Source organism: Streptomyces sp. SirexAA-E (assembly GCF_000177195.2).
Taxonomy (GTDB): domain Bacteria; phylum Actinomycetota; class Actinomycetes; order Streptomycetales; family Streptomycetaceae; genus Streptomyces; species Streptomyces flavovirens.
Genome location: NC_015953.1, coordinates 3445660 through 3468556, shown reverse-complemented (window position 1 = coordinate 3468556; position 22897 = coordinate 3445660). Strand labels below are relative to the sequence as shown.

At 69.2% G+C, this 22897-nt stretch carries 21 protein-coding genes and 1 tRNA gene; 14 read left to right on the top strand and 8 right to left on the bottom strand.

Going from position 1 to position 22897, the window contains the following annotated elements; genetic code table 11:
* Positions 1 to 697: 697 nt before the first annotated feature.
* Together SACTE_RS33240 and SACTE_RS34270 are read left to right on the top strand one after the other, a co-directional pair.
* A complete protein-coding gene (locus SACTE_RS33240) occupies positions 698 to 1153 on the top strand; it encodes a hypothetical protein (protein ID WP_078492628.1) in 456 nt (151 codons plus the stop codon).
* A gap of 27 nt (positions 1154 to 1180) precedes the next feature.
* Positions 1181 to 1741 (top strand): hypothetical protein, encoded by a 561-nt coding sequence (locus tag SACTE_RS34270; RefSeq protein WP_141707993.1) that lies wholly within the window; start codon positions 1181 to 1183, stop codon positions 1739 to 1741.
* Between the two features lie 222 nt (positions 1742 to 1963).
* Here the strand turns inward: SACTE_RS34270 and SACTE_RS15390 are convergent.
* A tRNA-Gly gene (locus tag SACTE_RS15390) sits at positions 1964 to 2034 on the bottom strand.
* A gap of 476 nt (positions 2035 to 2510) precedes the next feature.
* On the opposite strand from SACTE_RS15390, the gene dcd reads away from it, so the two are divergent.
* Together dcd and SACTE_RS15380 are read left to right on the top strand one after the other, a co-directional pair.
* Positions 2511 to 3086, top strand: a complete 576-nt coding sequence (dcd, locus tag SACTE_RS15385; RefSeq protein WP_014046952.1) for a dCTP deaminase — start codon at positions 2511 to 2513, stop codon at positions 3084 to 3086.
* A gap of 6 nt (positions 3087 to 3092) precedes the next feature.
* Positions 3093 to 3593 (top strand): phosphoribosyltransferase, encoded by a 501-nt coding sequence (locus SACTE_RS15380; RefSeq protein WP_014046951.1) that lies wholly within the window; start codon positions 3093 to 3095, stop codon positions 3591 to 3593.
* Between the two features lie 112 nt (positions 3594 to 3705).
* Here the strand turns inward: SACTE_RS15380 and SACTE_RS15375 are convergent, their stop codons facing one another.
* The 3 genes from SACTE_RS15375 to SACTE_RS15365 all read right to left on the bottom strand — a co-directional run bounded on the left by SACTE_RS15375 (position 3706) and on the right by SACTE_RS15365 (position 7884).
* On the bottom strand, positions 3706 to 4629 hold the full coding sequence (locus SACTE_RS15375) for a Yip1 family protein (protein ID WP_014046950.1): 924 nt from the start codon (positions 4627 to 4629) through the stop codon (positions 3706 to 3708).
* 209 nt (positions 4630 to 4838) lie between these two features.
* Positions 4839 to 7106, bottom strand: coding sequence for a (Fe-S)-binding protein (locus SACTE_RS15370; protein WP_014046949.1), 2268 nt, complete (start codon positions 7104 to 7106; stop codon positions 4839 to 4841).
* Between the two features lie 106 nt (positions 7107 to 7212).
* On the bottom strand, positions 7213 to 7884 hold the full coding sequence (locus SACTE_RS15365; RefSeq protein ID WP_014046948.1) for a sugar transferase: 672 nt from the start codon (positions 7882 to 7884) through the stop codon (positions 7213 to 7215).
* Positions 7885 to 8231: 347 nt separating this feature from the next.
* On the opposite strand from SACTE_RS15365, the gene dnaK reads away from it, so the two are divergent.
* From dnaK to SACTE_RS15345, 4 genes are all read left to right on the top strand, one after another.
* Entirely contained in the window at positions 8232 to 10085 is a 1854-nt protein-coding gene (gene dnaK, locus SACTE_RS15360) for a molecular chaperone DnaK (RefSeq protein WP_014046947.1), read from the top strand.
* Positions 10082 to 10732 (top strand): nucleotide exchange factor GrpE, encoded by a 651-nt coding sequence (grpE, locus tag SACTE_RS15355; protein ID WP_014046946.1) that lies wholly within the window; start codon positions 10082 to 10084, stop codon positions 10730 to 10732. Before dnaK ends, grpE begins: the two co-directional genes overlap by 4 nt.
* Before the next feature lie 93 nt (positions 10733 to 10825).
* The gene (gene dnaJ, locus SACTE_RS15350; RefSeq protein ID WP_014046945.1) at positions 10826 to 12022 is read left to right on the top strand and encodes a molecular chaperone DnaJ; all 1197 of its coding nucleotides are present in this window, start codon (positions 10826 to 10828) and stop codon (positions 12020 to 12022) included.
* A gap of 1 nt (position 12023) precedes the next feature.
* Complete coding sequence (locus tag SACTE_RS15345; RefSeq protein ID WP_014046944.1) at positions 12024 to 12470, top strand: helix-turn-helix domain-containing protein; 447 nt, start codon at positions 12024 to 12026, stop codon at positions 12468 to 12470.
* A gap of 40 nt (positions 12471 to 12510) precedes the next feature.
* Here the strand turns inward: SACTE_RS15345 and SACTE_RS15340 are convergent, their stop codons facing one another.
* Entirely contained in the window at positions 12511 to 13518 is a 1008-nt protein-coding gene (locus SACTE_RS15340) for a helix-turn-helix transcriptional regulator (RefSeq protein ID WP_014046943.1), read from the bottom strand.
* A gap of 172 nt (positions 13519 to 13690) precedes the next feature.
* Complete coding sequence (locus tag SACTE_RS15335; RefSeq protein ID WP_014046942.1) at positions 13691 to 14671, bottom strand: regulatory protein; 981 nt, start codon at positions 14669 to 14671, stop codon at positions 13691 to 13693.
* A 152-nt stretch (positions 14672 to 14823) separates the two neighbouring features.
* On the opposite strand from SACTE_RS15335, the gene SACTE_RS15330 reads away from it, so the two are divergent.
* On the top strand, positions 14824 to 15105 hold the full coding sequence (locus SACTE_RS15330) for a 5'-nucleotidase (RefSeq protein WP_226995163.1): 282 nt from the start codon (positions 14824 to 14826) through the stop codon (positions 15103 to 15105).
* On the top strand, positions 15102 to 15422 hold the full coding sequence (locus tag SACTE_RS15325) for a hypothetical protein (RefSeq protein WP_014046940.1): 321 nt from the start codon (positions 15102 to 15104) through the stop codon (positions 15420 to 15422). Before SACTE_RS15330 ends, SACTE_RS15325 begins: the two co-directional genes overlap by 4 nt.
* 100 nt (positions 15423 to 15522) lie before the next feature.
* On the opposite strand, the gene SACTE_RS15320 is transcribed toward SACTE_RS15325, so the two are convergent.
* Positions 15523 to 15924, bottom strand: a complete 402-nt coding sequence (locus tag SACTE_RS15320; protein ID WP_014046939.1) for a TIGR03618 family F420-dependent PPOX class oxidoreductase — start codon at positions 15922 to 15924, stop codon at positions 15523 to 15525.
* 143 nt (positions 15925 to 16067) lie between these two features.
* Here SACTE_RS15320 and clpB point away from each other — a divergent pair, with 143 nt between their 5' ends.
* The 3 genes from clpB to SACTE_RS15305 all read left to right on the top strand — a co-directional run bounded on the left by clpB (position 16068) and on the right by SACTE_RS15305 (position 20919).
* On the top strand, positions 16068 to 18668 hold the full coding sequence (clpB, locus tag SACTE_RS15315) for an ATP-dependent chaperone ClpB (protein WP_014046938.1): 2601 nt from the start codon (positions 16068 to 16070) through the stop codon (positions 18666 to 18668).
* Positions 18669 to 19021: 353 nt separating this feature from the next.
* A complete protein-coding gene (locus tag SACTE_RS15310) occupies positions 19022 to 20287 on the top strand; it encodes an MFS transporter (protein WP_014046937.1) in 1266 nt (421 codons plus the stop codon).
* Positions 20288 to 20358: 71 nt separating this feature from the next.
* A complete protein-coding gene (locus tag SACTE_RS15305; protein WP_014046936.1) occupies positions 20359 to 20919 on the top strand; it encodes a YbjN domain-containing protein in 561 nt (186 codons plus the stop codon).
* 129 nt (positions 20920 to 21048) lie between these two features.
* On the opposite strand, the gene SACTE_RS15300 is transcribed toward SACTE_RS15305, so the two are convergent.
* Positions 21049 to 22233 carry a pyridoxal phosphate-dependent aminotransferase gene (locus tag SACTE_RS15300; protein WP_014046935.1) on the bottom strand — a complete coding sequence of 395 codons (1185 nt, stop codon included), beginning with the start codon at positions 22231 to 22233 and terminating at the stop codon, positions 21049 to 21051.
* 127 nt (positions 22234 to 22360) lie between these two features.
* Between SACTE_RS15300 and SACTE_RS15295 the strand changes: the two genes are divergently transcribed.
* Positions 22361 to 22645: a hypothetical protein gene (locus SACTE_RS15295; RefSeq protein ID WP_014046934.1), complete on the top strand. Its 285-nt coding sequence runs from the start codon at positions 22361 to 22363 to the stop codon at positions 22643 to 22645.
* Positions 22646 to 22897 lie beyond the last annotated feature (252 nt).

Here is a 22897-nt window from a genome sequence, read left to right as displayed (position 1 = left end):
GCCCGGCGAATCACAGAGTCGTCCGGTGGGTCTGATCAGACAAAGGCAGGCGCAGTCCAATGGTGATCTTTTGAGGCGCTCGCGTATCTTCAGTGGATGAGTGAACAACCCGATGTGCACAACGAGTTGCGTGGGGACGTTGATGGGCCTGTCGTACAGGCGGGCACTGTACGTGGAGACCTCAACGTGAATGTTGCGTCACCTGCCGGGGCGCACGATGCCGACCATGCTGCGTTCCTGGCACGCCTCCGGGGGCGCACGCAGGACCAATGGGCGGCCCAGGATGCGCAGAGGCGCCGGCGTGAGGTTGTAGCTGCTCAGCTCGCCCGTTCGCGGAAGAGGTTCAGGCGTCTGTGCTGGGTTGTCCTCCTCGTCGCGATTCTGTCAGGAGCTCTGTGGGCCAGGACCGAAGACGGCGTCTGGTCAGCCGTTGTTCCGGCCTGCCTCGCGGGAATCGGTTTGCTGTCCACCTACGAGCATTGACTCGTCGTCTGAGGCGGTCGCCTGGGGGATGCCGGCTCTCGCGCACAGGGGTGCAGTGCGTCTGGTGCGGGAGGCGCATCTTTGCGGGGACGTGCCACGGTCATCAGGACCTGTCGTGTGGTGGGGGGAGCGAGCGACCTACGGTAGTCGTCGGTCTGCAATCGTTGAGTGCCACGGGTACGGTGGCTGGCTCGACTGTAAGCAAGGGGGATGCGTGGAAGCCGAGTTGATGGCACTCGCTGCTGCGGGTGCAACGGCATTCGTTCAGCAGATGGCGACTGACTCGTGGGCACAGGCCCGTGATCGGATCGCCTTGTTCTTTGCGCGCCGTGACGGTGGCGAAGGGGTCGCGATTGAAGGCGAGCTGGAGACCTCGCGCGGAGAGCTCACGGCGGCGTTGGAGGCCGGTGACGAGCAGATGGTCTTGGACGTCGAGGCGGGATGGCGCACACGGCTGCGACGTACCCTGATGGCCAATCCGCTTGCTGCGTCTGAACTGCAGTCAGTTCTCGATGAACTTGCACCAAGGCGAGGCGGTCAACAGTTTGCGGATGTGCACAATACGATCAGTGGGGGCGTGCAGCATGGCCCCGTGGTCCAGGTCGGCAGTGTGGGTTCGCTCAGCTTCGGGACGCCTCCCGAAGGAGGTTGGGGCAGTACTCAGGTGTGATTCTGTATTCGCCCTTAACATCCGAGCGTGGACTCATCTCGTAGAGAGCAAGCGGCTGTTCAGCACAAGACGGTTGAAATGGCCAACAGGCTCGATCACTCGACAGTGCATGGGCCTGTGGTGCAGGCGCGAGACATCCAGCAACTGAGGATCACAGCCAGCACCTCAGCGCTACTCTCGGAGCGGTACCAGGCTTACGAGGACTTCTGCACCGTGTGGGAAGAACTCCAAGGGCAGATCCTGCGAGTAGCGACCTCGCTCTGGATCGTGGGGAGTTTCCATGAGTACCGGGACATGGTGCATCGCTCAGATTCCCTGTGTCGCGATCTTGAGCTGCGGCATCGTCGGATCTCGCTTCTGGATGGTGGAGATGCCCCGTCGCTCCCTGTACTTGAAGCCGCCAAACAGGCTGTCCAAGCGGTCGGACCCCACATGTACGCCTGGGGCCGAGGCAACGACGAGGCAGTATCCAATGCTGCGGCCCGCAACTTTGCGTCATTAATGTGCCTTAATGATGCGGAGGCCGCGTTCGAGAGCTTCATGCAACGCGCGAGCGGCAGGCTCGGCGGTGGGAGTGGCGACGGATAGTTCGGCGCGGCAGCGCGCCGGGAGGCGGGCAAGTGACCCGGAGCACGGACCTTGCCTCTCGCCGTCGGACCCGGGTGCCGCCCGAGGTGGTGCAGGGGGGTGCGCCGCGTGCGCTCCGAGCTGGCTATTTCCGGGAGATAGGGCACGTGGAGGGCACGGCAGGTCATGAGAGGTCTAGACAACGACGAACCCCCAGGCCGTTGACCTAGGGGTTCGCAGAAGAGCGGGTGACGAGAATCGAACTCGCGCTCTGAGCTTGGGAAGCTCATGTTCTACCATTAAACTACACCCGCGAAGCGTGCCGTCGAGCGGCAGTGCATCGCCGCACACTCTACCCCATCGCAGGCCCCCGGCGTGATCGCCGTGGGGTCTTCGTCTTGTTCGGGGGGTGGATGCGGTTGTCGGGGGCGGGAGTTGGGGGCGTAGCGTGGGTGGGCGGAGTGCCGCGTGGAGTGGCGTCCTCTTCATCCCCTAATGTGGCGGTCTCGTCCATGGCTGGTTGGGGAAGGGGCTTGATGGAGTCGATGGAGCGCACCGTCGTCCGCTGTGCCGAAGGGCACGTTTTCGCTACCTCGTCGTTCCCGATGCAGCATCTCGGGTCCGGTCGGATCGGGCCCGGGCGGTTGCTGAGGTGCCCGCGTTGTGCCCGGCTGAGGCAGGCCGTGCCCGTGGTGTACGAGCGGCGGTAGCAGGCGGCAGCAGGTGGCGGGGCAGGCGCGCGGGGTGGTCCGGTTGGGGCGGGCTCGCGCGTTCTGCGTATCCTCGGTGCGTGCTTCTCTCAGATAAGGACCTCCGGGCCGAGATCGACGCCGGGCGGGTTCGCATTGACCCGTTCGACGCTTCGATGGTGCAGCCCTCGAGCATCGATGTGCGGCTCGACCGCTACTTCCGGGTGTTCGAGAACCACCGTTATCCGCACATCGACCCCGCGGTCGAGCAGGTCGATCTGACCCGTCTCGTCGAGCCGGACGGCGACGAGGCGTTCATCCTGCACCCCGGGGAATTCGTCCTGGCCTCGACGTACGAGGTCATCTCGCTGCCCGACGACCTTGCCTCGCGGCTGGAGGGCAAGAGTTCGCTGGGGCGGCTCGGGCTGGTGACGCATTCGACGGCCGGGTTCATCGACCCCGGTTTCTCCGGGCACGTGACGCTGGAGCTGTCGAATCTGGCGACCCTGCCCATCAAGCTCTGGCCGGGGATGAAGATCGGGCAGCTGTGCATGTTCCGGCTGACCTCGTCCTCGGAGTTCCCGTACGGCTCCGAGCGGTACGGGTCGCGCTACCAGGGCCAGCGGGGGCCGACCGCCTCGCGTTCGTACATGAACTTCCATCGGACACAGGTGTGATGCGGTATGGCTGGTGAGGAACGGGAGAATCTGACGTACGAGGCCTTCGGCCACGCCGTACGTGAGCTGGCGCAGGCCGTCGCCGACGACGGGTACGTGCCCGACGTCGTGCTGAGCATCGCCCGCGGCGGAGTGTTCGTCGCCGGCGGTCTGGCGTACGCGCTGGACTGCAAGAACATCCACCTGGTGAACGTGGAGTTCTACACGGGTGTCGGGACCACCATGGACATGCCCGTGATGCTGGCGCCGGTCCCCAACGCCATCGACTTCACGCGGAAGAAGGTCCTGATCGCGGACGACGTCGCCGACACCGGCAAGACGCTGAAGCTGGTCCGGGACTTCTGCATCGACCACGTGGCCGAGGTGCGCAGCGCGGTCATCTACGAGAAGCCGCAGTCGCTCGTGAAGTGCGAGTACGTGTGGAAGGCCACCGACCGGTGGATCAACTTCCCGTGGAGCGTGGAGAAGCCCGTCGTGCGCCGTGAGGGCCAGGTCCTCGACTCGTAGGCCCGGGTGCTCGTAGGCCCCGGGCCCCGAGGCGAGGACGAAAGGGCCCCGGTGCCGCCGCCATGAGCGGTGGCACCGGGGCCCTTTCCACGTGCGGGTGGTGGCGACGAGGTCAGATCGTGCCGAGCTTGATGATCGACAGCAGCGCGATCAGCTGGATCGCGGAGGCACCCAGCGCCTTCGGCCACGGCAGGTCGTGCGACTTGCTCACCATCGACGTGAACAGCGCGCCGGCGGCGAGCCAGGTGACCCAGCCGAGGATCTGCACCAGGGAGTTCTCGCCGCCCAGGAACAGGGCGAACACCAGCCGGGGCGCGTCCGTGATCGACATGATCAGCATGGACAGGCCCACGGTCGGCTGCCAGGAGCCGGTTCCGCCGAGCTGGCGGGCCAGGGTGTGCGTGACCGCGCCGAGGACCAGGCCGCCGATGACGAAGCCGACGCCCGTGAAGACGACGTACGGGGCCGCGGTGGAGACCTCCGCGTGGATCGCCTCGTCCCGGGCCTGGTCGAAGCCGAACAGCGCGAGCAGCCCGTAGACGAACGTCACGATGAGCGCGGGACCCCACACGGGGTAGTCGCGCATCTGCCAGAACGTCGGCCCCGGGCGCAGCACGATGCCGCTCAGCAGCTGCTTCCAGCCCAGCCGCGGCCCGGCGGGCTGGGCGGGGGCGCTGCCCGCGTGGTACGTGCTGCCCTCGCCGTACGGGTCCTCGTCGACGCGGAACGCCTGGGTGTGCCCGGGGGCGTTGGCGTACGGGTCGTGCTGCGGAGGCTGGTGGTACGGGTCGCCGAAGTACTCGGGCTCCCCGTGTCCGCCCCCGTGCCCGGCGCCCCCGTGCCCCCCGCCCGCGGGCCCGGCGCCGTACGGTGCGCCCTGGGGGCCGCCGTACGGTGCGCCGCCGCCCCCTGCCGGGGGCCACGCCTGTCCGCCGTACGGCGGCGACGACGGTGCCTGCCCGTACGGCTGTTGCTGCTGCGGGTGTTGTTGCGGTGTGCGGTTGTCCCGGCCGCGTCCGATCCTGAATCCAGCCACCCGTCGAACGTACCTGGTCCGGGCGGCCGGGGTGCGGGGGCCGGGGGAACAGGGGTGCCATTGCGGCCTACCTGTGACATCCCCTAGGGGGACCCTGGAGGGCTTTCTCCACCCCGCTCCGGGGGAGAACCCCCCCCCGGGCGTGCGGAAGCGGCCGGTCCTGCCCCCGAGGCAGGTCCGGCCGCTTCCGGTCGAGGTGCCGGCGCGCCCTACTTCACGGGCTCGGGCTCCGGCTGGTCGGCCGTCTCCGACTCGCCCGCCGGGTCGGCGGGTGTCTTCACCGACTCCAGGAGGAGCTGCGAGACGTCGACGACCTGGATCGACTCCTTCGCCTGGCCGTCGTTCTTCTTGCCGTTGACCGAGTCGGTCAGCATGACGAGGCAGAACGGGCACGCGGTGGAGACGATGTCCGGGTTGAGCGAGAGGGCTTCGTCGACGCGTTCGTTGTTGACGCGCTTGCCGATCCGCTCCTCCATCCACATCCGGGCACCACCGGCGCCGCAGCAGAAGCCGCGCTCCTTGTGACGGTGCATCTCCTCGTTGCGCAGACCCGGGACCTTGGCGATGATCTCGCGCGGAGGCGTGTAGATCTTGTTGTGACGGCCCAGGTAGCACGGGTCGTGGTAGGTGATCAGGCCCTCGACCGGCGTCACCGGGATCAGCTTGCCCTCGTCCACCAGGTGCTGGAGCAGCTGCGTGTGGTGGATGACCTCGTACTCGCCGCCGAGCTGCGGGTACTCGTTCGCGATCGTGTTGAAGCAGTGCGGGCAGGTCGCGACGATCTTCTTCGACGACTTCGGCTTCTTCGTCCCGGGCTCGTCGTCGTCCTCGCCGAACGCCATGTTCAGCATGGCGACGTTCTCCTGGCCGAGCTGCTGGAACAGCGGCTCGTTGCCGAGGCGGCGGGCCGAGTCACCGGTGCACTTCTCGTCGCCGCCCATGATCGCGAACTTGACGCCCGCGATGTGCAGCAGCTCCGCGAAGGCCTTGGTGGTCTTCTTGGCCCGGTCCTCCAGGGCGCCGGCGCAGCCGACCCAGTACAGGTAGTCGACATCGCTGAGGTCCTCGACGGTCTTGCCGACGATCGGGACCTCGAAGTCGACCTCCTTGGTCCACTCGACGCGCTGCTTCTTGGCCAGCCCCCAGGGGTTGCCCTTCTTCTCCAGGTTCTTGAGCATCGTGCCCGCCTCGGACGGGAACGAGGACTCGATCATCACCTGGTAGCGGCGCATGTCGACGATGTGGTCGACGTGCTCGATGTCGACCGGGCACTGCTCCACGCACGCACCGCAGGTGGTGCAGGACCAGAGCACGTCCGGGTCGATGACGCCGTTCTCCTCGGCGGTGCCGATGAGGGGGCGCTCGGCCTCCGCGAGGGCCGACGCCGGGACGTCCTTGAGCTGCTCCTCGGTCGCCTTCTCCTCGCCCTCCATGTCCTTGCCGCCGCCGGCCAGCAGGTACGGCGCCTTGGCGTGCGCGTGGTCGCGCAGGGACATGATCAGGAGCTTGGGGGAGAGCGGCTTGCCGGTGTTCCAGGCGGGGCACTGCGACTGGCAGCGGCCGCACTCGGTGCAGGTGGAGAAGTCGAGGATGCCCTTCCAGGAGAACTGCTCGACCTGGGAGACACCGAAGACGGCGTCCTCGGCCGGGTCCTCCCAGTCGATCTCCTTGCCGCCCGTGGTCATGGGCTGGAGCGCGCCGAGCGCGACCCCGCCGTCGGCGTTCCGCTTGAACCAGATGTTCGGGAAGCCGAGGAAGCGGTGCCAGGCGACACCCATGTTGGTGTTGAGCGACACGGTGATCATCCAGATCAGCGAGGTGCCGATCTTGATCATCGCGACGAAGTAGATGAGGTTCTGGAGCGTGCCGAGGGCCAGGCCCTTGAAGGCGAGCACCAGGGGATACGACACGAAGTACGCGGCCTCGTAGCCCTCGACGTGGTGGATCGCGCCCTCGAGCCCGCGCAGGGTGAGGATCGCCAGGCCGATGACCAGGATGATGTACTCGACGAAGTACGCCTGCCAGGCCTTGGAGCCGGCGAAGCGGGACTTGCGGCCGGCCCGCGAGGGCAGGTTCAGCAGCCGGATGGCCATGAGCGTGACGATGCCGAGCACGGTCATGATGCCGATGAACTCGATGTACAGCTCGAACGGCAGCCAGTCGCCGACGATCGGCAGCACCCAGTCGGCCTGGAAGAGCTGGCCGTACGCCTGGAGCAGCGTCGGCGGCAGGGTCAAAAAGCCGATGGCGACGAACCAGTGCGCGAAGCCGACGATGCCCCACCGGTTCATCCGGGTGTGGCCGAGGAACTCCTTGACCAGGGTGATCGTTCGCTGCTTCGGGTTGTCGGTGCGACTGCCCGCCGGTACCGGCTGACCGATGCGGACGAACCGGTAGATCTGCGCGACGGCTCGGGCGATGAGCGCAACGCCGACGACGGTCAGCACCAGCGACACGATGATCGCGGCGAGTTGCATTGGGGGCTCCTCGGGCCTGCGAGGGTGGGATCCAGCACGTACAAGTCCAGCACGTACACGTGATTACTAAGCAGTAACTTAATCAGTCTGTGCTGACACTATCCATTTAGTCCACCCTGCTGCAGCCGGGCAGGCGGTGATCTGTGTCGCTCAGGGAAGCCTTGCCCCGGCGGGCCCCGCGCAGGGACGTGCGCAGCTGGATGTGCGCGGTCCGCGCGAGGATCGCGAGGTCGAGACCAGTCCCATGATGCTCTGCGTAGTGCGCGTCGAGGAGCGCGGGTTCGTCCCAGGGCATCCGGGAGCGGGCGCGCACCTGCGCCAGGCCGGTCAGGCCGGGGCGCAGTTCCTGCCACCAGGGGTCGGTCAGCGGGTCGCGCAGCGCGGGGTCGTCGGGGTGCGGGGGCGGCGGGCCGACCAGGGAGAGCTCGCCCCGTACGACGTGCGGCAGCCGGGACAGCAGGTCGAGCCGGAACCGCCGGGTGCGCAGCGACCGCAGCTCGAAGGGGCGGCCGCCCAGGCCGACGCGCGGTTCGCGGCGCACCACCCCTTCCCCGTCACCGCCCCGGCGGACGGCCAGGACCAGCGCGGCGAGCGCGAGCGCGGGGGCGGCCAGGAGGAGCAGGGCCGAGCCGAGTCCCAGGTCCAGGGCACGCTTGGCCGTCACGGCCGCCGCCCGGTCGGCCAGCGCGTCGGCGGCGGCGGACAGGGCCTCCCGGAGCGGGGCCCGTGCCGCTCCGGGCGCGGCCGGGCGCCATGTTCCGCGTACCGCTCTCTTCATGGTCACCGCAGTCCGCCTCGCGCTCCGCATCGCACCTGCCCGGGTTCGTGGACGTGCCGTTTATGACCGTCTCGCCGCATTTTGTGACAGAACAATCCCACGGTGCGATGGTGGGTGGGGGGTGTGTGGGTACGAGGTGCCTCCCGGTGTCGCGGAGAGGGCTCTCCGTAGAGGGGAAGCGGGCCCCGGAGTCGGCTCGCGCACCCGCTCTTCCGTGGCGAAACGACTGGTGGAGGCCGGTGCGAGCATTTAAGTTGAGCCCAACCGGCTCAGGTCCTTTGACTCTGTGCCCGGTGTGATGCATCCTTGAGTCAGATCCACTCAAGTAGTCAGTTGGAGGAATCGAAATGGCACGTGCGGTCGGCATCGACCTGGGCACGACTAACTCCGTCGTGAGCGTTCTCGAAGGCGGCGAGCCCACCGTCATCACCAACGCCGAAGGCGCCAGGACCACGCCGTCCGTCGTCGCCTTCGCGAAGAACGGCGAGGTGCTCGTCGGCGAGGTCGCCAAGCGCCAGGCGGTCACCAACGTCGACAGGACGATCCGTTCGGTCAAGCGCCACATGGGCACTGACTGGAAGATCGAGCTCGACGGCAAGAACTTCAACCCGCAGCAGATGAGCGCCTTCATCCTGCAGAAGCTGAAGCGGGACGCGGAGGCGTACCTGGGCGAGAAGGTCACCGACGCGGTGATCACCGTCCCGGCGTACTTCAACGACTCCGAGCGTCAGGCGACGAAGGAGGCCGGCGAGATCGCGGGCCTGAACGTCCTGCGCATCGTCAACGAGCCGACGGCCGCCGCCCTGGCGTACGGGCTCGACAAGGACGACCAGACGATCCTCGTCTTCGACCTCGGTGGCGGCACCTTCGACGTGTCGCTCCTGGAGATCGGTGACGGCGTCGTCGAGGTGAAGGCCACCAACGGTGACAACCACCTCGGTGGTGACGACTGGGACCAGCGCGTCGTCGACTACCTGGTGAAGCAGTTCGCCAACGGGCACGGCGTGGACCTGTCCAAGGACAAGATGGCTCTCCAGCGTCTCCGCGAGGCCGCGGAGAAGGCGAAGATCGAGCTCTCGTCCTCGACCGAGACCACGATCAACCTGCCCTACATCACGGCGTCGGCCGAGGGCCCGCTGCACCTGGACGAGAAGCTCACGCGCTCGCAGTTCCAGCAGCTGACCGCCGACCTGCTGGAGCGGTGCAAGACCCCGTTCCACAACGTCGTCAAGGACGCCGGCATCCAGCTCTCCGAGATCGACCACGTCGTTCTCGTCGGTGGCTCCACCCGTATGCCGGCCGTCGCGGAGCTCGTCAAGGAGCTGACCGCGGGCCAGGAGGCCAACAAGGGCGTCAACCCGGACGAGGTCGTCGCCATCGGCGCCTCGCTCCAGGCCGGTGTCCTCAAGGGCGAGGTCAAGGACGTCCTGCTGCTCGACGTCACCCCGCTGTCCCTCGGTATCGAGACCAAGGGCGGCATCATGACGAAGCTCATCGAGCGCAACACCACGATCCCCACGAAGCGCTCCGAGATCTTCACGACGGCCGAGGACAACCAGCCGTCCGTGCAGATCCAGGTCTACCAGGGCGAGCGCGAGATCGCGGCGTACAACAAGAAGCTCGGGATGTTCGAGCTGACCGGCCTGCCGCCGGCCCCGCGCGGTGTGCCGCAGATCGAGGTCGCCTTCGACATCGACGCCAACGGCATCATGCACGTCGCGGCCAAGGACCTCGGCACCGGCAAGGAGCAGAAGATGACCGTCACCGGTGGCTCCTCGCTGCCGAAGGACGAGGTCAACCGGATGCGTGAGGAAGCCGAGAAGTACGCCGAGGAGGACCACGCGCGCCGCGAGGCCGCCGAGTCGCGCAACCAGGGCGAGCAGCTCGTCTACCAGACGGAGAAGTTCCTCAAGGACAACGAGGACAAGGTCCCCGGTGACGTGAAGACGGAGGTGGAGACCGCGCTCACCGAGCTGAAGGAGAAGCTCAAGGGCGAGGACACCGCCGAGATCCGTACGGCCACCGAGAAGGTCGCGGCCGTCTCCCAGAAGCTGGGTCAGGCGATGTACGCCAACTCCCAGGCCGAAGGTGCCGCGCCCGGCGCGGACGCCGCGGGCGAGGGCCAGACCAAGGCCGACGACGACGTCGTCGACGCCGAGATCGTGGACGACGAGAAGGACACGAAGGGCGGTGCGGCGTGACCGAGGAGACTCCGGACTTCGACGAGAAGCCCGACGTCCCCTCCGGCTCCGACGACGACGCCGAGCCGAAGGCCGCCACCCCCTCCTCCGAGGAGGAGGCGGCGGCCCCGGCCGGGGACGCACAGCAGACAGCGGCCCTGACGGCCCAGCTGGACCAGGTCCGCACGGCGCTCGGTGAGCGCACGGGCGACCTCCAGCGGCTCCAGGCCGAGTACCAGAACTACCGCCGTCGCGTGGAGCGCGACCGGGTGACGGTCAAGGAGGTCGCGGTCGCGGGTCTCCTGAGCGAGCTCCTGCCCGTGCTCGACGACGTCGGCCGGGCACGGGAGCACGGCGAGCTCGTCGGCGGGTTCAAGTCGGTGGCCGAGTCCCTGGAGACGGTGGTCGCGAAGCTGGGCCTCCAGCAGTTCGGCAAGGAGGGCGAGCCCTTCGACCCGACGATCCACGAGGCCCTGATGCACAGCTACGCGCCGGACGTCACCGAGACGACCTGCGTGGCGATCCTGCAGCCTGGGTACCGCATCGGGGAACGCACCATCCGCCCCGCGCGGGTGGCCGTGGCCGAGCCGCAGCCGGGCGCCGCGCCCGCGGCGGCCAAGGAAGAGAAGGCGGACGACGAGGAGAGCGGTGGCACCGAGGAGGTCTGACATCAGGTCCGACCACCACGGTGAACACCGACGGGGCGTGCGGCCGGCCACAGGGCCGGCCGCACGGCCGATCGTCCGGAAGGAGGGACGTCGATGAGCACGAAGGACTTCGTCGAGAAGGACTACTACAAGGTCCTCGGCGTCCCCAAGGACGCCACCGACGCCGAGGTCAAGAAGGCCTACCGGAAGCTCGCCCGCGAGTACCATCCGGACGCCAACAAGGGTGACGCCAAGGCGGAGGAGCGCTTCAAGGAGATCTCCGAGGCCAACGACATCCTCGGTGACCCCAAGAAGCGCAAGGAGTACGACGAGGCGCGCGCCCTCTTCGGCAGCGGAGGCTTCCGGCCCGGTCCCGGCGGCGCCGGCGGCGCGGGCGGCAACTTCAACTTCGACCTGGGGGACCTCTTCGGAGGCGGGGCCCCGGGCGGCGGCGGCCAGGGCGGCGCCGGCGGGTTCGGCGGCGGCGGTCTGGGCGACGTCTTCGGCGGCCTGTTCAACCGCGGCGGCACGGGCACCCGTGTCCAGCCCCGCCGCGGCCAGGACATCGAGTCCGAGGTGACGCTCAGCTTCACCGAGGCCGTCGACGGGGCCACGGTCCCGCTGCGGATGTCCAGCCAGGCGCCCTGCAAGGCATGTTCGGGCACCGGCGACAAGAACGGCACCCCGCGCGTCTGCCCGACCTGTGTCGGCACCGGGCAGGTCTCCCGGGGCACCGGCGGCGGGTTCTCGCTCACCGATCCCTGCGTGGACTGCAAGGGCCGGGGCCTCATCGCCCAGGACCCCTGCGACGTCTGCAAGGGCAGCGGGCGGGCCAAGTCCTCCCGCACCATGCAGGTCAGGATCCCGGCCGGCGTGCTGGACGGCCAGCGGATCCGGCTGCGCGGCAAGGGCAGCCCGGGCGAGCGCGGCGGCCCGGCCGGCGACCTCTACGTCGTCGTCCACGTCGACGCCCACCCGGTCTTCGGCCGCAAGGGCGACAACCTCACGGTCACCGTGCCCGTCACCTTCGTGGAGGCGGCTCTCGGCGGCGAGGTGAAGGTCCCGACGCTGGGCGGCCCTCCGGTCACCCTGAAGCTGCCCGCGGGCACGCCGAACGGGCGTACGATGCGGGCCCGCGGCAAGGGGGCCGTGCGCAAGGACGGCACCCGGGGCGACCTCCTGGTCACCGTGGAGGTGGCCGTCCCCAAGGACCTCGGGGCGGACGCGCAGGACGCGCTGGAGGCCTACCGCAAGGCGACCGCGGGGGAGGACCCGCGGGCGGAGCTGTTCCAGGCGGCGAAGGGAGCTTGAGATGGACGGCCGTCGACGTAATCCGTACCAGCTGACCGACGAATCACCGGTGTACGTGATCTCGATCGCGGCCCAGCTCTCGGGCCTGCACCCGCAGACGCTGCGCCAGTACGACCGCCTCGGCCTGGTCTCGCCCGACCGCACGGCCGGGCGCGGTCGGCGCTACTCGGCCCGTGACATCGAACTGCTGCGCACCGTCCAGCAGTTGTCGCAGGACGAGGGCATCAACCTGGCGGGCATCAAGCGCATCATCGAGCTGGAGAACCAGGTCGCCGCGCTCCAGCAGCGCGTCGCCGAGCTCTCCGCGGCGGTGGACGGCGCGGCCGTGGCCATGCAGCAGCGTGAGGCCCAGGTGCACGCCTCCTACCGCCGCGACCTGGTGCCGTACCAGGACGTGCAGCAGACCGGCGCGCTGGTGGTCTGGCGGCCCAAGAGGCCGAAGGACTGAGGCACGCGCGGTGCCGGCTGTTCGGGCCCGCTCCCGGAGTTCACGCTTCTGGGGCGGGCCTTGGCGTGGGCGGCCCGGCCTCCGTGTCCGCGATGCCCGACCGCACGAGGAGCACGCCCAGGTGGGTGCGGCTGTGGGCGCCGAGCGTCTGCATGAGCTTGGAGATGTGCGAGCGGCAGGTGCGGACGCTGATGCCCAGCTTGCGGGCCACCACGTCGTCGACGTGGCCCTCCGCCAGGAGCCGGGCGACGCTCTGCTGGACGGCGGTGACCGGGGCGCCGGGGGTGATGGGGAGCTGATCGGTGTACGGGGTGGCCTGGGCCCAGAGGACCTCGTAGACCTGGGCGAGGTAGGCCACGAGCGCCGGGTGGCGGATGTGGAGCGCCGAACTGCGGTCGGTGGTGGCGGGGATGAACGCAGCCGTGCGGTCGAAGATGAGCAGCCGTTCCACCGTGAGTTCGGTGGTCCGCACCTGGAGGGACTCCGCGGGGACAAGGTGCAGGTAGTCCCTGACCTGGGTGCTGTAGCGCGCCGGGTGCTGATAGATGTGTCGGAGCCTGGCGCCCTGCGCGATGGCGATCCGGGCGTTGTCCAGGGCGGTGCGCAGGGTGGCGTGGGGGCGGTCGCTCCCCGGCTGCGCCGTGAGGACCTCCGTCGTGGCCTGGGCGGTGGCCTCCCGGATGGCCTCGCGTATCGCCTCCGGCCCTTCCAGCATGGTGATGGCCAGATGGGGGTCGCCGTCGGCTATGCCGGCCATCGGCGCCAGTGACCGGGCCAGCGTGAGCGTCAGCTCGATGCGCTCGTCTATCTCGCGGGTGAGCGGCTGCAGCAGACGGGCCAGGGCCGCGGACGGCGGGACGGGGAGCATCCGGTCCTCGTCCCAGGGATCGGCCTGCACCAGCGCCATGTCGATGAGGCACGGTGCCGTGACGAGGTCGCCACGGGCGATCTTCCCCTGGCGCAACGCCCGTTCGTACAGCTCGAGTCCGGGAGCGCACAGCTCCCTCGGTCCGTGGCGGTGCGGCGGTTGTGCTGGTTCTGTCCCCATCTGGGAGCCCCCCGCTTTGTACGCTGCAACAAGTTGCCGGTGGCGCAAGCCTAGTAGCCGGGTGGAGTGTGGGTGTGTCGTGGTCGCGCGGGGCACCCCCGTACGTCCACGACCGGGCTGCCGCTCCCGGTTTCGGGCGGCGGCACCTGGCAGGACACGGGGGTATTCACGGTCAGGAATCCTGGTCCAGGATTCCTGACCGTGAAATGAGGTATCCGAGCTGGGCCCGGCTGCTGCTGCCGAGTGCGGCGTTCAGCTTCGCGATATGCGCCCGGCAGGTGCGGACGTTCATGCCGAGCCTGCGCGCTATGGAGTCGTCGACATGGCCCTCGACGAGGAGTTGGGCGATGGAGCGCTGGACGCCGCTGATACCGGCCGTCGTCGGGGTGTACGGAATATCCTCCAGCAGGGGAGTGGCGCGTTGCCAGAGCTGCTCGAAGACGTTTATCAAATAGGAGACGAGACCCGGGTGCCTCAGTTCCAGCGCGACCGTCAGGTCGTCCTGAGCGGGAATGAAGGCGACCGTGCGGTCGAAGATGAGCATGCGTTCCACGAGCTCTTCGAGCGTGCGGATCTCCACGCCCTCGGCGAGCCGCTCCGCGTACACGAACGTCCCCTGATGGTGGCGGACCGTGTGCTGGTAGAGGGTGCGGATACCGACGCCCCGGTCCACCACGGCCCTGCCCCGTTCCAGCCCCTTGCTGAGGATGTCCTCGCTCCGGACCCCGCCGGGCTGCACGGTGAGCACTTCCATGCGGCACTCCGCCGTGGCCACGTCGATGGCCGCGTTGATGCGGGTGCTGCCTTCGAGCACGGTGATGGCGTGCGTCGTCGGCGGGTCCTGGGCGCTGATGTCCATGAAGGGTTCGAAGGACTCGGCCAGCTCCAGGGAGTGGCGCCTGCGCTCCTGGATCTCCCTCTCGATGGGGTGCAGCCACTGGGCGAGGGCCGCCGAGGGCGGCACGGGGCGTAGCCAGTCGGCGTCGTCCGGGTCGGGGTGGAGCAGGGCGAAGTCCATCAGGCACGGAGCCGGTTCCACCTCCGCACGCGGTATGCGGCCGGACCGCAGCGCGCTCGCGTAGAGGCGCTGTCCCGCATCGCATAGTTGCGTGATCCCGTGCGGATGTGACGCTTTTGAACCGCTTGTATCCATATCTCCACCCCCCATGTTCCTGAACGTGCAAGAACATGATGCATCGATCCAGTGGTGCTTGCGTGTCCGCGTGAGACATCGTCTTGAGTGCGGGGGAGATGAATCCATCAAGTGAGGACGAAGCCGAAATGTCTAAGCGAATGCTTCGCTCGGTGCTTGCCACTGCTTTCGTGGGGGCCCTGGCCTACGGCGCGTTGGGTGTTCACGACATCACCTGGGGGGCCGCGCCGGCCGAGCAGGCGGCGACCGTGAACGGTGACATCACCTGGGGCGCGGCTCAGGGCGACATCACCTGGGGCGCGGCTCCGCGCGACATCACCTGGGGCGCGACCTCCGGTGACATCACGTGGGGTGCGGCTCCGCGCGACATCACGTGGGGCGCGACCTCCGGTGACATCACGTGGGGCACGGCTCCGGCCGGCGCGGGCGCATGACCACCCCACCGGACGACCGCACCTTTCGACGGGAGATGGCCACGGCCTACCGCTCAGGGTGGCATTTCATCGATCTGCTCACGGCGCTGACCCGCCAGGGCGATTCGTTGATGGTCACCCTGTTCGGAGAGCCGGTCGTCGTCGTGATGGAGGCGGAGGACGACATTCGCGCCTACCGCTGTCTCCGCCGTCCCCGAGGTGCTCCGCAGCCGGTCCGCTGTGCCGTGAGGTACGGCATGATCTTCGTCAATCTCGACCAGCGCGATCACGAGCTGTTCGAACAAGAAGCCATTTCCGCCACCCCCCGCAGCGCCTGAACGATTCCCCCGTCGTTCCATGTCGTTCAGGCGCTTCCCCCACACAGCGGCGCCATCGTGACCTGAACACGATGGCGCCGTTGTGCTGCCCGGGGGCGGTTCAGCCCCTGCCGAGCGCCCGGTCCACGGCGATCTCGATGACCACCCGCTCGGGGTTGTGCGCCGGCGTGCGCTCGTACCGCTCCGTGTAGCGGCGTACCGCGTCCTCGACCTGGCCGGACTCCGTACGGATCACCGCGCGCCCTTCCAGCGTCGCCCAGCGGCGCCCCTGCATCTGGCAGACCGCGACCCGTGCCCCCTCCGGGCCGGCCGCCAGGACGTGGGCGACCTTCCGGCTCCTCCCGCTCGTGATGACCCGTGCGGTCAGGGTGTCCGGGTCGTACGTCACGCCGACGGGCACCACGTGCGGCGTCCCGTCCGGGCGGAGCGTGGTCAGTGTGCAGACATGGCGCTCCCGCCAGAAGGCGAGGTAGTCCGGGCCGGGGTTGCGTACGTCAGGCATGGGTCCAGCCTAGAGAGAAGGGTGCCGGAAGGCCGACGGAGGCGGAGTTTCAGGCTTGAGTGGAATAGACTCAACTTTGTACTCGTTGATGGAGTCATGGTTCCCCGACCCACCCGTTCCCGTACGAGGAGGAGACAGCGCCCGTGGACGCCGAGCTGACCAACAAGAGCCGGGATGCCCTCAACGCGGCCACCAGCAGGGCCGTCAAGGACGGTCACCCCGACCTGACCCCCGCACATCTGCTGCTGGCGCTGCTCGCGGGCGAGGACAACGCGAACATCACCGACCTGCTGGCCGCCGTCGAGGCCGACCAGGTGGCCGTGCGCGAGGAGACCGAACGGCTGCTCGGCTCGCTGCCCAGTGTCACCGGCTCGACCGTCGCCCCGCCCCAGCCCAGCCGTGACCTGCTCGCCGTCCTCGCCGACGCCGACCAGCGGGCGAAGGAGCTCGGCGACGACTACCTCTCCACCGAGCACCTGCTGATCGCCGTCGCGGCGAAGGGCGGCCGTGCCGGTGAGATCCTCCAGGAGCAGGGGGCCGGCGCCGAGAAGCTGCTGGACGCGTTCGAGAAGAGCAGGGGAGGGCGCCGGGTGACCACTCCCGACCCCGAGGGCCAGTACAAGGCCCTGGAGAAGTTCGGCACCGATTTCACCGCCGCCGCACGCGAGGGCAAGCTCGACCCGGTCATCGGCCGGGACCAGGAGATCCGGCGCGTGGTGCAGGTGCTCTCGCGCCGTACGAAGAACAACCCCGTGCTCATCGGTGAGCCCGGCGTCGGCAAGACGGCCGTCGTGGAGGGGCTCGCGCAGCGCATCGTCAAGGGTGACGTGCCGGAGTCCCTGCGGAACAAGAAGCTGGTCTCCCTGGACCTCGGGGCGATGGTCGCGGGTGCCAAGTACCGCGGTGAGTTCGAGGAGCGCCTCAAGACCGTCCTCTCCGAGATCAAGGAGAGCGACGGCCAGATCATCACCTTCATCGACGAGCTGCACACCGTCGTCGGCGCGGGCGCCGGCGGCGACTCCGCGATGGACGCGGGCAACATGCTCAAGCCGATGCTCGCCCGCGGTGAGCTGCGGATGGTCGGTGCCACCACGCTCGACGAGTACCGCGAGCGCATCGAGAAGGACCCCGCCCTGGAGCGCCGCTTCCAGCAGGTCCTCGTCGCCGAGCCGTCCGTCGAGGACACCATCGCGATCCTGCGCGGTCTCAAGGGCCGCTACGAGGCCCACCACAAGGTGCAGATCGCGGACTCCTCGCTGGTCGCGGCCGCGACCCTCTCCGACCGCTACATCACCTCCCGCTTCCTCCCCGACAAGGCCATCGACCTCGTCGACGAGGCGGCGTCGCGGCTCCGGATGGAGATCGACTCCTCACCCCTGGAGATCGACGAGCTCCAGCGTTCCGTCGACCGGCTGCACATGGAGGAGCTGGCGCTCAGGAACGAGACCGACGAGGGATCCAAGCAGCGGCTGGAGAAGATCCGCCGCGACCTCGCCGACAAGGAGGAGGAGCTGCGCGGCCTCACCGCCCGCTGGGAGAAGGAGAAGCAGGGCCTCAACCGGGTCGGTGAGCTCAAGGAACGCCTCGACGACCTGCGGGGCCAGGCCGAACGCGCCCAGCGCGACGGCGACTTCGACACCGCCTCCAAGCTGCTGTACGGGGAGATCCCCAACCTGGAGCGGGAGCTGGCTGAAGCGGCCGAGGCCGAGCAGGAGGCCGCCAAGGACACCATGGTCAAGGAGGAGGTCGGCCCGGACGACATCGCCGACGTCGTCGGTGCCTGGACCGGGATCCCCGCCGGACGCCTCCTGGAGGGCGAGACGCAGAAACTGCTGCGCATGGAGTCGGAGCTCGGCCGGCGGCTGATCGGCCAGACCGAGGCCGTGCGGGCCGTCTCCGACGCGGTGCGCCGCACCCGGGCCGGGATCGCCGACCCGGACCGCCCCACCGGCTCGTTCCTCTTCCTCGGACCGACCGGTGTCGGCAAGACCGAGCTGGCCAAGGCCCTGGCGGACTTCCTGTTCGACGACGAGCGGGCGATGATCCGCATCGACATGAGCGAGTACAGCGAGAAGCACAGCGTCGCCCGTCTCGTCGGTGCCCCGCCCGGATACGTCGGGTACGAGGAGGGCGGCCAGCTCACGGAGGCGGTCCGCCGCCGCCCGTACAGCGTCGTCCTGCTGGACGAGGTGGAGAAGGCCCACCCCGAGGTCTTCGACATCCTGCTCCAGGTGCTCGACGACGGCCGGCTGACCGACGGGCAGGGGCGGACGGTGGACTTCCGCAACACCATCCTGGTCCTGACGTCGAACCTCGGCAGCCAGTTCCTCGTGGACCCGCTGACCGAGCCGGAGGTGAAGAAGGAGCAGGTGCTGGAGGTCGTGAGGGCCTCGTTCAAGCCGGAGTTCCTCAACCGGCTGGACGACCTGGTCGTCTTCTCCGCGCTCTCCGCCGACGAACTGGCCCACATCGCGGGCCTCCAGGTCGACCGCCTCGCCGGCCGGCTGGCCGACCGGCGGATCACCCTGGACGTCACGCCCGAGGCGCTGGCCTGGCTGGCCGAGGAGGGCAACGACCCGGCCTACGGCGCCCGGCCGCTGCGCCGGCTCATCCAGACCGCGATCGGCGACCGGCTCGCCAGGGAGATCCTCGCGGGCGAGATCAAGGACGGCGACACGGTGCGGGTGGACCGCGCCGGGGACGGTCTGATCGTGGGGGCCGCCGCCGCGGCGAAGACGCTGTAGCCGCGCGTCCGTTCCGTGTCCCCGGCCGGTGCCCGCACAGGCACCGGCCGGGGACACGTGTGTGTCCGCACGCATTGTTCCGTGCACCCGACATCCATCGCATGGGCGGCCGGGTGGGAGCGCGCCCGCGAAATCGAGCCGAAAATTTCCATTCGATGGCTGGATGCGAGAGGCGGTACCGAGGGTAAGGGCGTTATTTGTACCGGAGCGATACATATCCGTGTGCTCGCGTACGAGGGCGTCGACTCCCGGGGGGATGAGTGGTATCCACTGAATATCCGGACACTTTGGACTCCCCTTTCCTGTGTGGTGCGGGGGTATAGGCGGAATTCACCAGCCGGTAAGGTGCGCGCATGACGGAACGGAAACCTGATGAGATAAGTCTCGACTCGAAAGATCGCAAACGTGACAATCTCATTCGCCTCAGCGAATTCCGTACCCTGTGGACGGCTTATGCCCAGTCGGTCTTCGGAGACCAGCTGGCCCGTGTGGCACTGTCGCTGCTGGTCTTCGAACGCACCGAGTCGGCGGGCTGGACCGCGGCGACCTACGCACTGACGACCCTGCCCGCCCTGCTGTCCGGGGTACTCCTGTCCGGCCTCGCGGACCGCTTCCCACGGCGCACGGTCATGGTCCGGTGCGACCTGGCGCGCGCCGTCGTCGTCGGCCTGATGGCCCTGCCCGGGACACCGCTGCCCCTGCTCGCCGGACTGCTGGTGCTGGCCCAGCTGGCCGAGGCGCCCTTCGGTGCCGCTCAGGGCGCCCTGCTGCCCACCGTGCTCGGCCCGCGCAGGTACGAGCGCGGCCAGCGCGTCATGCTGATCACCCATCAGGCCGGGCAGCTGATCGGTTTCGCCGGCGGCGGTGTGCTGGTCGTGTGGCTGGGCAGCCACGCCTCCCTGGGCCTGAACGCGGTGACGTTCCTGCTCTCCGCGACCCTCATCCGGTTCGGTGTGAAGGCACGGCCCGTCGAGGGCGGGGCCGCCGAACAGAAGCGGGTGCACCTCCAGGTCGGCAGCGCGGTCGCGCTGATCTGGGCGGACCCGCGGCTCCGGTCGCTGGTCGCGCTCGGGTGGCTGGCCGGGTTCATCGTGCTGCCGGAGGGGCTGGCGGCGCCCTTCGCCCAGGAGGCGGGCGGCGGCGGAGCGGCGGTCGGGCTGCTGCTGGCCGCGCACCCGGCGGGCATGGTGGTGGGCGCGGCCCTGCTGGGCCGGACCGCGGTCGGGGACGACTGGCGGCGCCGGCTCCTCGGTCCCCTGGCGATCGGCGCGAACGTGCCGCTGATCCTGTACTGGGCGGGCCCCGGCGTCGGGGGCGCGGTGCTGCTGCTGGTGCTGTCGGGCGTGTGCTCGGCGTACCAGATCACCGCCGGTGCCACCTTCGTCCTCCTCACGCCCGTGGACCAGCGCGGGCAGGCGCTCGGGCTGGCCAGGTCGGGGCTGATCGCCATGCAGGGCATCGGTGTCGCCTCGGGCGGACTGGCCACGGAGCTCTCCGGGTCCTCGGCGGCCACCATCGCCGGGACCGGTCTGCTGGGGACCCTCTGCGCGGTCCTGGTGGCCGTGGCCTGGGCGAGGGCCCGCGACACCGGCACGGGGACGATTCCCCTGAGGGCGTAGGACTACCCGAGACCGATCGCGGCTAGGGTCGGGAGCAGGAAACCACGAGCGATCCACAGGAGTACCCAGCGATGTCTATCGACCCGTCCTCGATTCCCAGCTTCGGGGGCCAGCCCGAGCCGCAGCCGACAGGACCCGAGGGCCCCGTCGTCCCCGACCAGGACCTTGTCAAGCAGCTTCTCGAGCAGATGGAGCTGAAGTACGTCGTCGACGACGAGGGTGACCTCGCCGCGCCCTGGGAGGAGTTCCGCACGTACTTCATGTTCCGCGGCGAGGCGGAGCAGCAGGTCTTCTCGGTCCGTACGTTCTACGACCGCCCCCACGCGGTCGACCAGCGCGCCGTGCTGCTCGACGCGATCGACGACTGGAACCGCCGCACCCTGTGGCCCAAGGTCTACACGCACTCGCACGAGGGCGAGGAGGGCGCGGCCGCCTCGGTCCGGCTGATCGGTGAGGCGCAGATGCTCATCGGCACCGGCGTCAGCCTGGAGCACTTCGTCTCCTCGACGGTCAGCTGGGTCCGTGCCTCGATCGAGTTCGACAAGTGGCTCGTGGAGCGCCTGGGCCTGGAGCCCTCCGGGAAGGACGCCGAGGGCGGCGGCGCGGCGGCGGAGCAGACCCCGGACGCCTGATCCCGCACCGCGACGCGAGCCCGGCCGGGCGGCGGTGGTCCTCGGGGACCACGGCCCCGGCCGGGCTCGCGTCCGTCCGGGGGCTCAACGCCCGGTGTCGCAACGCCCGGTGTCTCACCGCTTGGTGGCTCACCGTCCGGTGGAGAGGCCCTTCAGCCGTGTGACCGCCTCTTCGAGTACGTCCACCCGCTTGCAGAACGCGAAGCGCACGAAGGGCGCGCCCTGTTCCTGGTGGTCGTAGAAGACGGCGTTCGGGACGGCGACCACCCCGCACCGCTCCGGCAGGGCCCGGCAGAACGCGACACCGTCCCGCTCGCCGCCGAGCGGTCGGATGTCGGCGGTGACGAAGTACGTCCCGGCGGGCCGGTGGACCCCGAAGCCGGCCTTCGCGAGTCCGTCGCTCAGCAGGTCCCGCTTGGCGAGCAGATCGGCACGCAGGTCGTCGAAGTAGCGGTCGGGCAGCCGCAGCGCCTCGGCGACCGCGTACTGGAGGGGGCCGCCGGAGACGAACGTCAGGAACTGCTTGGCGGACCTCACCGCGGTCACCAGCTCCGGGCTCGCGGTGATCCAGCCGATCTTCCAGCCGGTGAACGAGAACGTCTTGCCGGCGCTGCTGATGGTCACCGTGCGCTCGCGCATGCCGGGGAAGGAGGCGAGCGGGATGTGCTCGCCCTCGAACACCAGGTGCTCGTAGACCTCGTCGGTGACCACGAGCAGATCGCGTTCGCAGGCGAGTTCGGCCACGGCGGCCAGCTCGTCGCGGCGGAGCACGGTGCCGGTGGGGTTGTGCGGGGTGTTCAGGAGGATCAGGCGGGTGCGGGGCGTCACGGCGGCGCGCAGCTCGTCCAGGTCGAGCCGGAAGGCGCCGCCGTCGGGCCGGAGCGTGACGGGCACCCTGGTGCCGCCCGCCATGGCGATACAGGCGGCGTAGGAGTCGTAGTACGGCTCCAGGGCGATGACCTCGTCGCCGGGCTCCACGAGGGCCAGCAGGGAGGCGGCGACGGCCTCGGTGGCGCCGGCGGTGACCAGGACCTCGCTGTCGGGGTCGTACGTCAGCGCGTAGCGGCGCAGCTGGTGCTCGGCCACGGCCGTGCGCAGCTCGGGGACGCCCGGGCCGGGCGGGTACTGGTTGCCGTGGCCCGCCCGCAGGGCCCGTACCGCGGCCTCACGGACCTCCTCGGGCCCGTCGGTGTCGGGAAAACCCTGGCCGAGATTGATGGAGCCGGTCCGTACGGCCAGCGCCGACATCTCGGCGAAGATCGTCGTGCCGAACGCGGTGAGGCGGCGGTTGAGCAGCGGTCGTCCCTGTGTCATGGGCGCCATCCTGGGCGTAGCTCTGGAGTTGCTCAAGTCCGCTTTGGCCCGGGCGGGGCGCGGGAATCCCCCGGGCACACAGGAAGCGGGAGACCTCGCTTCGGGGGAGAGGGAGAGGGTGAGGTCGATGGGGATGGTCTTCTTCGTCGTGTTCGTCGTGATCGTGGTGCTGGGGATCACCGCGCTCGCCTCGGGAACGCGTGGCCGGAAGAAGCCGTCGGCCGGATACGGGGGACGGGGCCGCCGCGGGAGCTGGGGCGGCGACGCCGGGGGCTCGGGGGGCTCCGGAGGATCCGACGGCGGCAGCTGGTGGGCCGGTGACGGCGGATCGCACCACGGAGGGCATTCGTGCGGTGGCGGCGGCCACTCCTGCGGGGGCGGCGGTGGCTGCGGCGGCGGGGGCGGCGACTGAGGGCCGGGTGCCGGCCGCGTCCGGCACCCGGAAGACCTCCGTACGTCCATGACGGTGCCCGGCGGATCAACTCCCGCCGGGCACTGCCACGTTGGCATCGGTCTCGGTACATGTGCGGTCCCGTGGCGGCTTCTTCGGGAACACCTGAACCGTCCTGCCCCCGAGGGGATGGAAACAACGGTGAGTTGGGCAAAAAAGCTGCGAGTGTCGCTTACTTCATGATTTCCTCGTTGTAAAGAACATTCAGCCCCC

Coding starts and splice junctions, on each gene's coding strand:
- SACTE_RS15380 (WP_014046951.1), top strand. CDS start 3,093: ATGGCTGGTGAGGAACGGGAGAATCTGACGTACGAGGCCTTCGGCCAC.
- SACTE_RS15370 (WP_014046949.1), bottom strand. CDS start 7,106: ATGCAACTCGCCGCGATCATCGTGTCGCTGGTGCTGACCGTCGTCGGC.
- SACTE_RS15365 (WP_014046948.1), bottom strand. CDS start 7,884: ATGAAGAGAGCGGTACGCGGAACATGGCGCCCGGCCGCGCCCGGAGCG.
- dnaK (WP_014046947.1), top strand. CDS start 8,232: ATGGCACGTGCGGTCGGCATCGACCTGGGCACGACTAACTCCGTCGTG.
- dnaJ (WP_014046945.1), top strand. CDS start 10,826: ATGAGCACGAAGGACTTCGTCGAGAAGGACTACTACAAGGTCCTCGGC.
- SACTE_RS15345 (WP_014046944.1), top strand. CDS start 12,024: ATGGACGGCCGTCGACGTAATCCGTACCAGCTGACCGACGAATCACCG.
- SACTE_RS15340 (WP_014046943.1), bottom strand. CDS start 13,518: ATGGGGACAGAACCAGCACAACCGCCGCACCGCCACGGACCGAGGGAG.
- SACTE_RS15335 (WP_014046942.1), bottom strand. CDS start 14,671: ATGGATACAAGCGGTTCAAAAGCGTCACATCCGCACGGGATCACGCAA.
- SACTE_RS15325 (WP_014046940.1), top strand. CDS start 15,102: ATGACCACCCCACCGGACGACCGCACCTTTCGACGGGAGATGGCCACG.
- SACTE_RS15320 (WP_014046939.1), bottom strand. CDS start 15,924: ATGCCTGACGTACGCAACCCCGGCCCGGACTACCTCGCCTTCTGGCGG.
- SACTE_RS15310 (WP_014046937.1), top strand. CDS start 19,022: ATGACGGAACGGAAACCTGATGAGATAAGTCTCGACTCGAAAGATCGC.
- SACTE_RS15305 (WP_014046936.1), top strand. CDS start 20,359: ATGTCTATCGACCCGTCCTCGATTCCCAGCTTCGGGGGCCAGCCCGAG.
- SACTE_RS15300 (WP_014046935.1), bottom strand. CDS start 22,233: ATGACACAGGGACGACCGCTGCTCAACCGCCGCCTCACCGCGTTCGGC.
- SACTE_RS15295 (WP_014046934.1), top strand. CDS start 22,361: ATGGGGATGGTCTTCTTCGTCGTGTTCGTCGTGATCGTGGTGCTGGGG.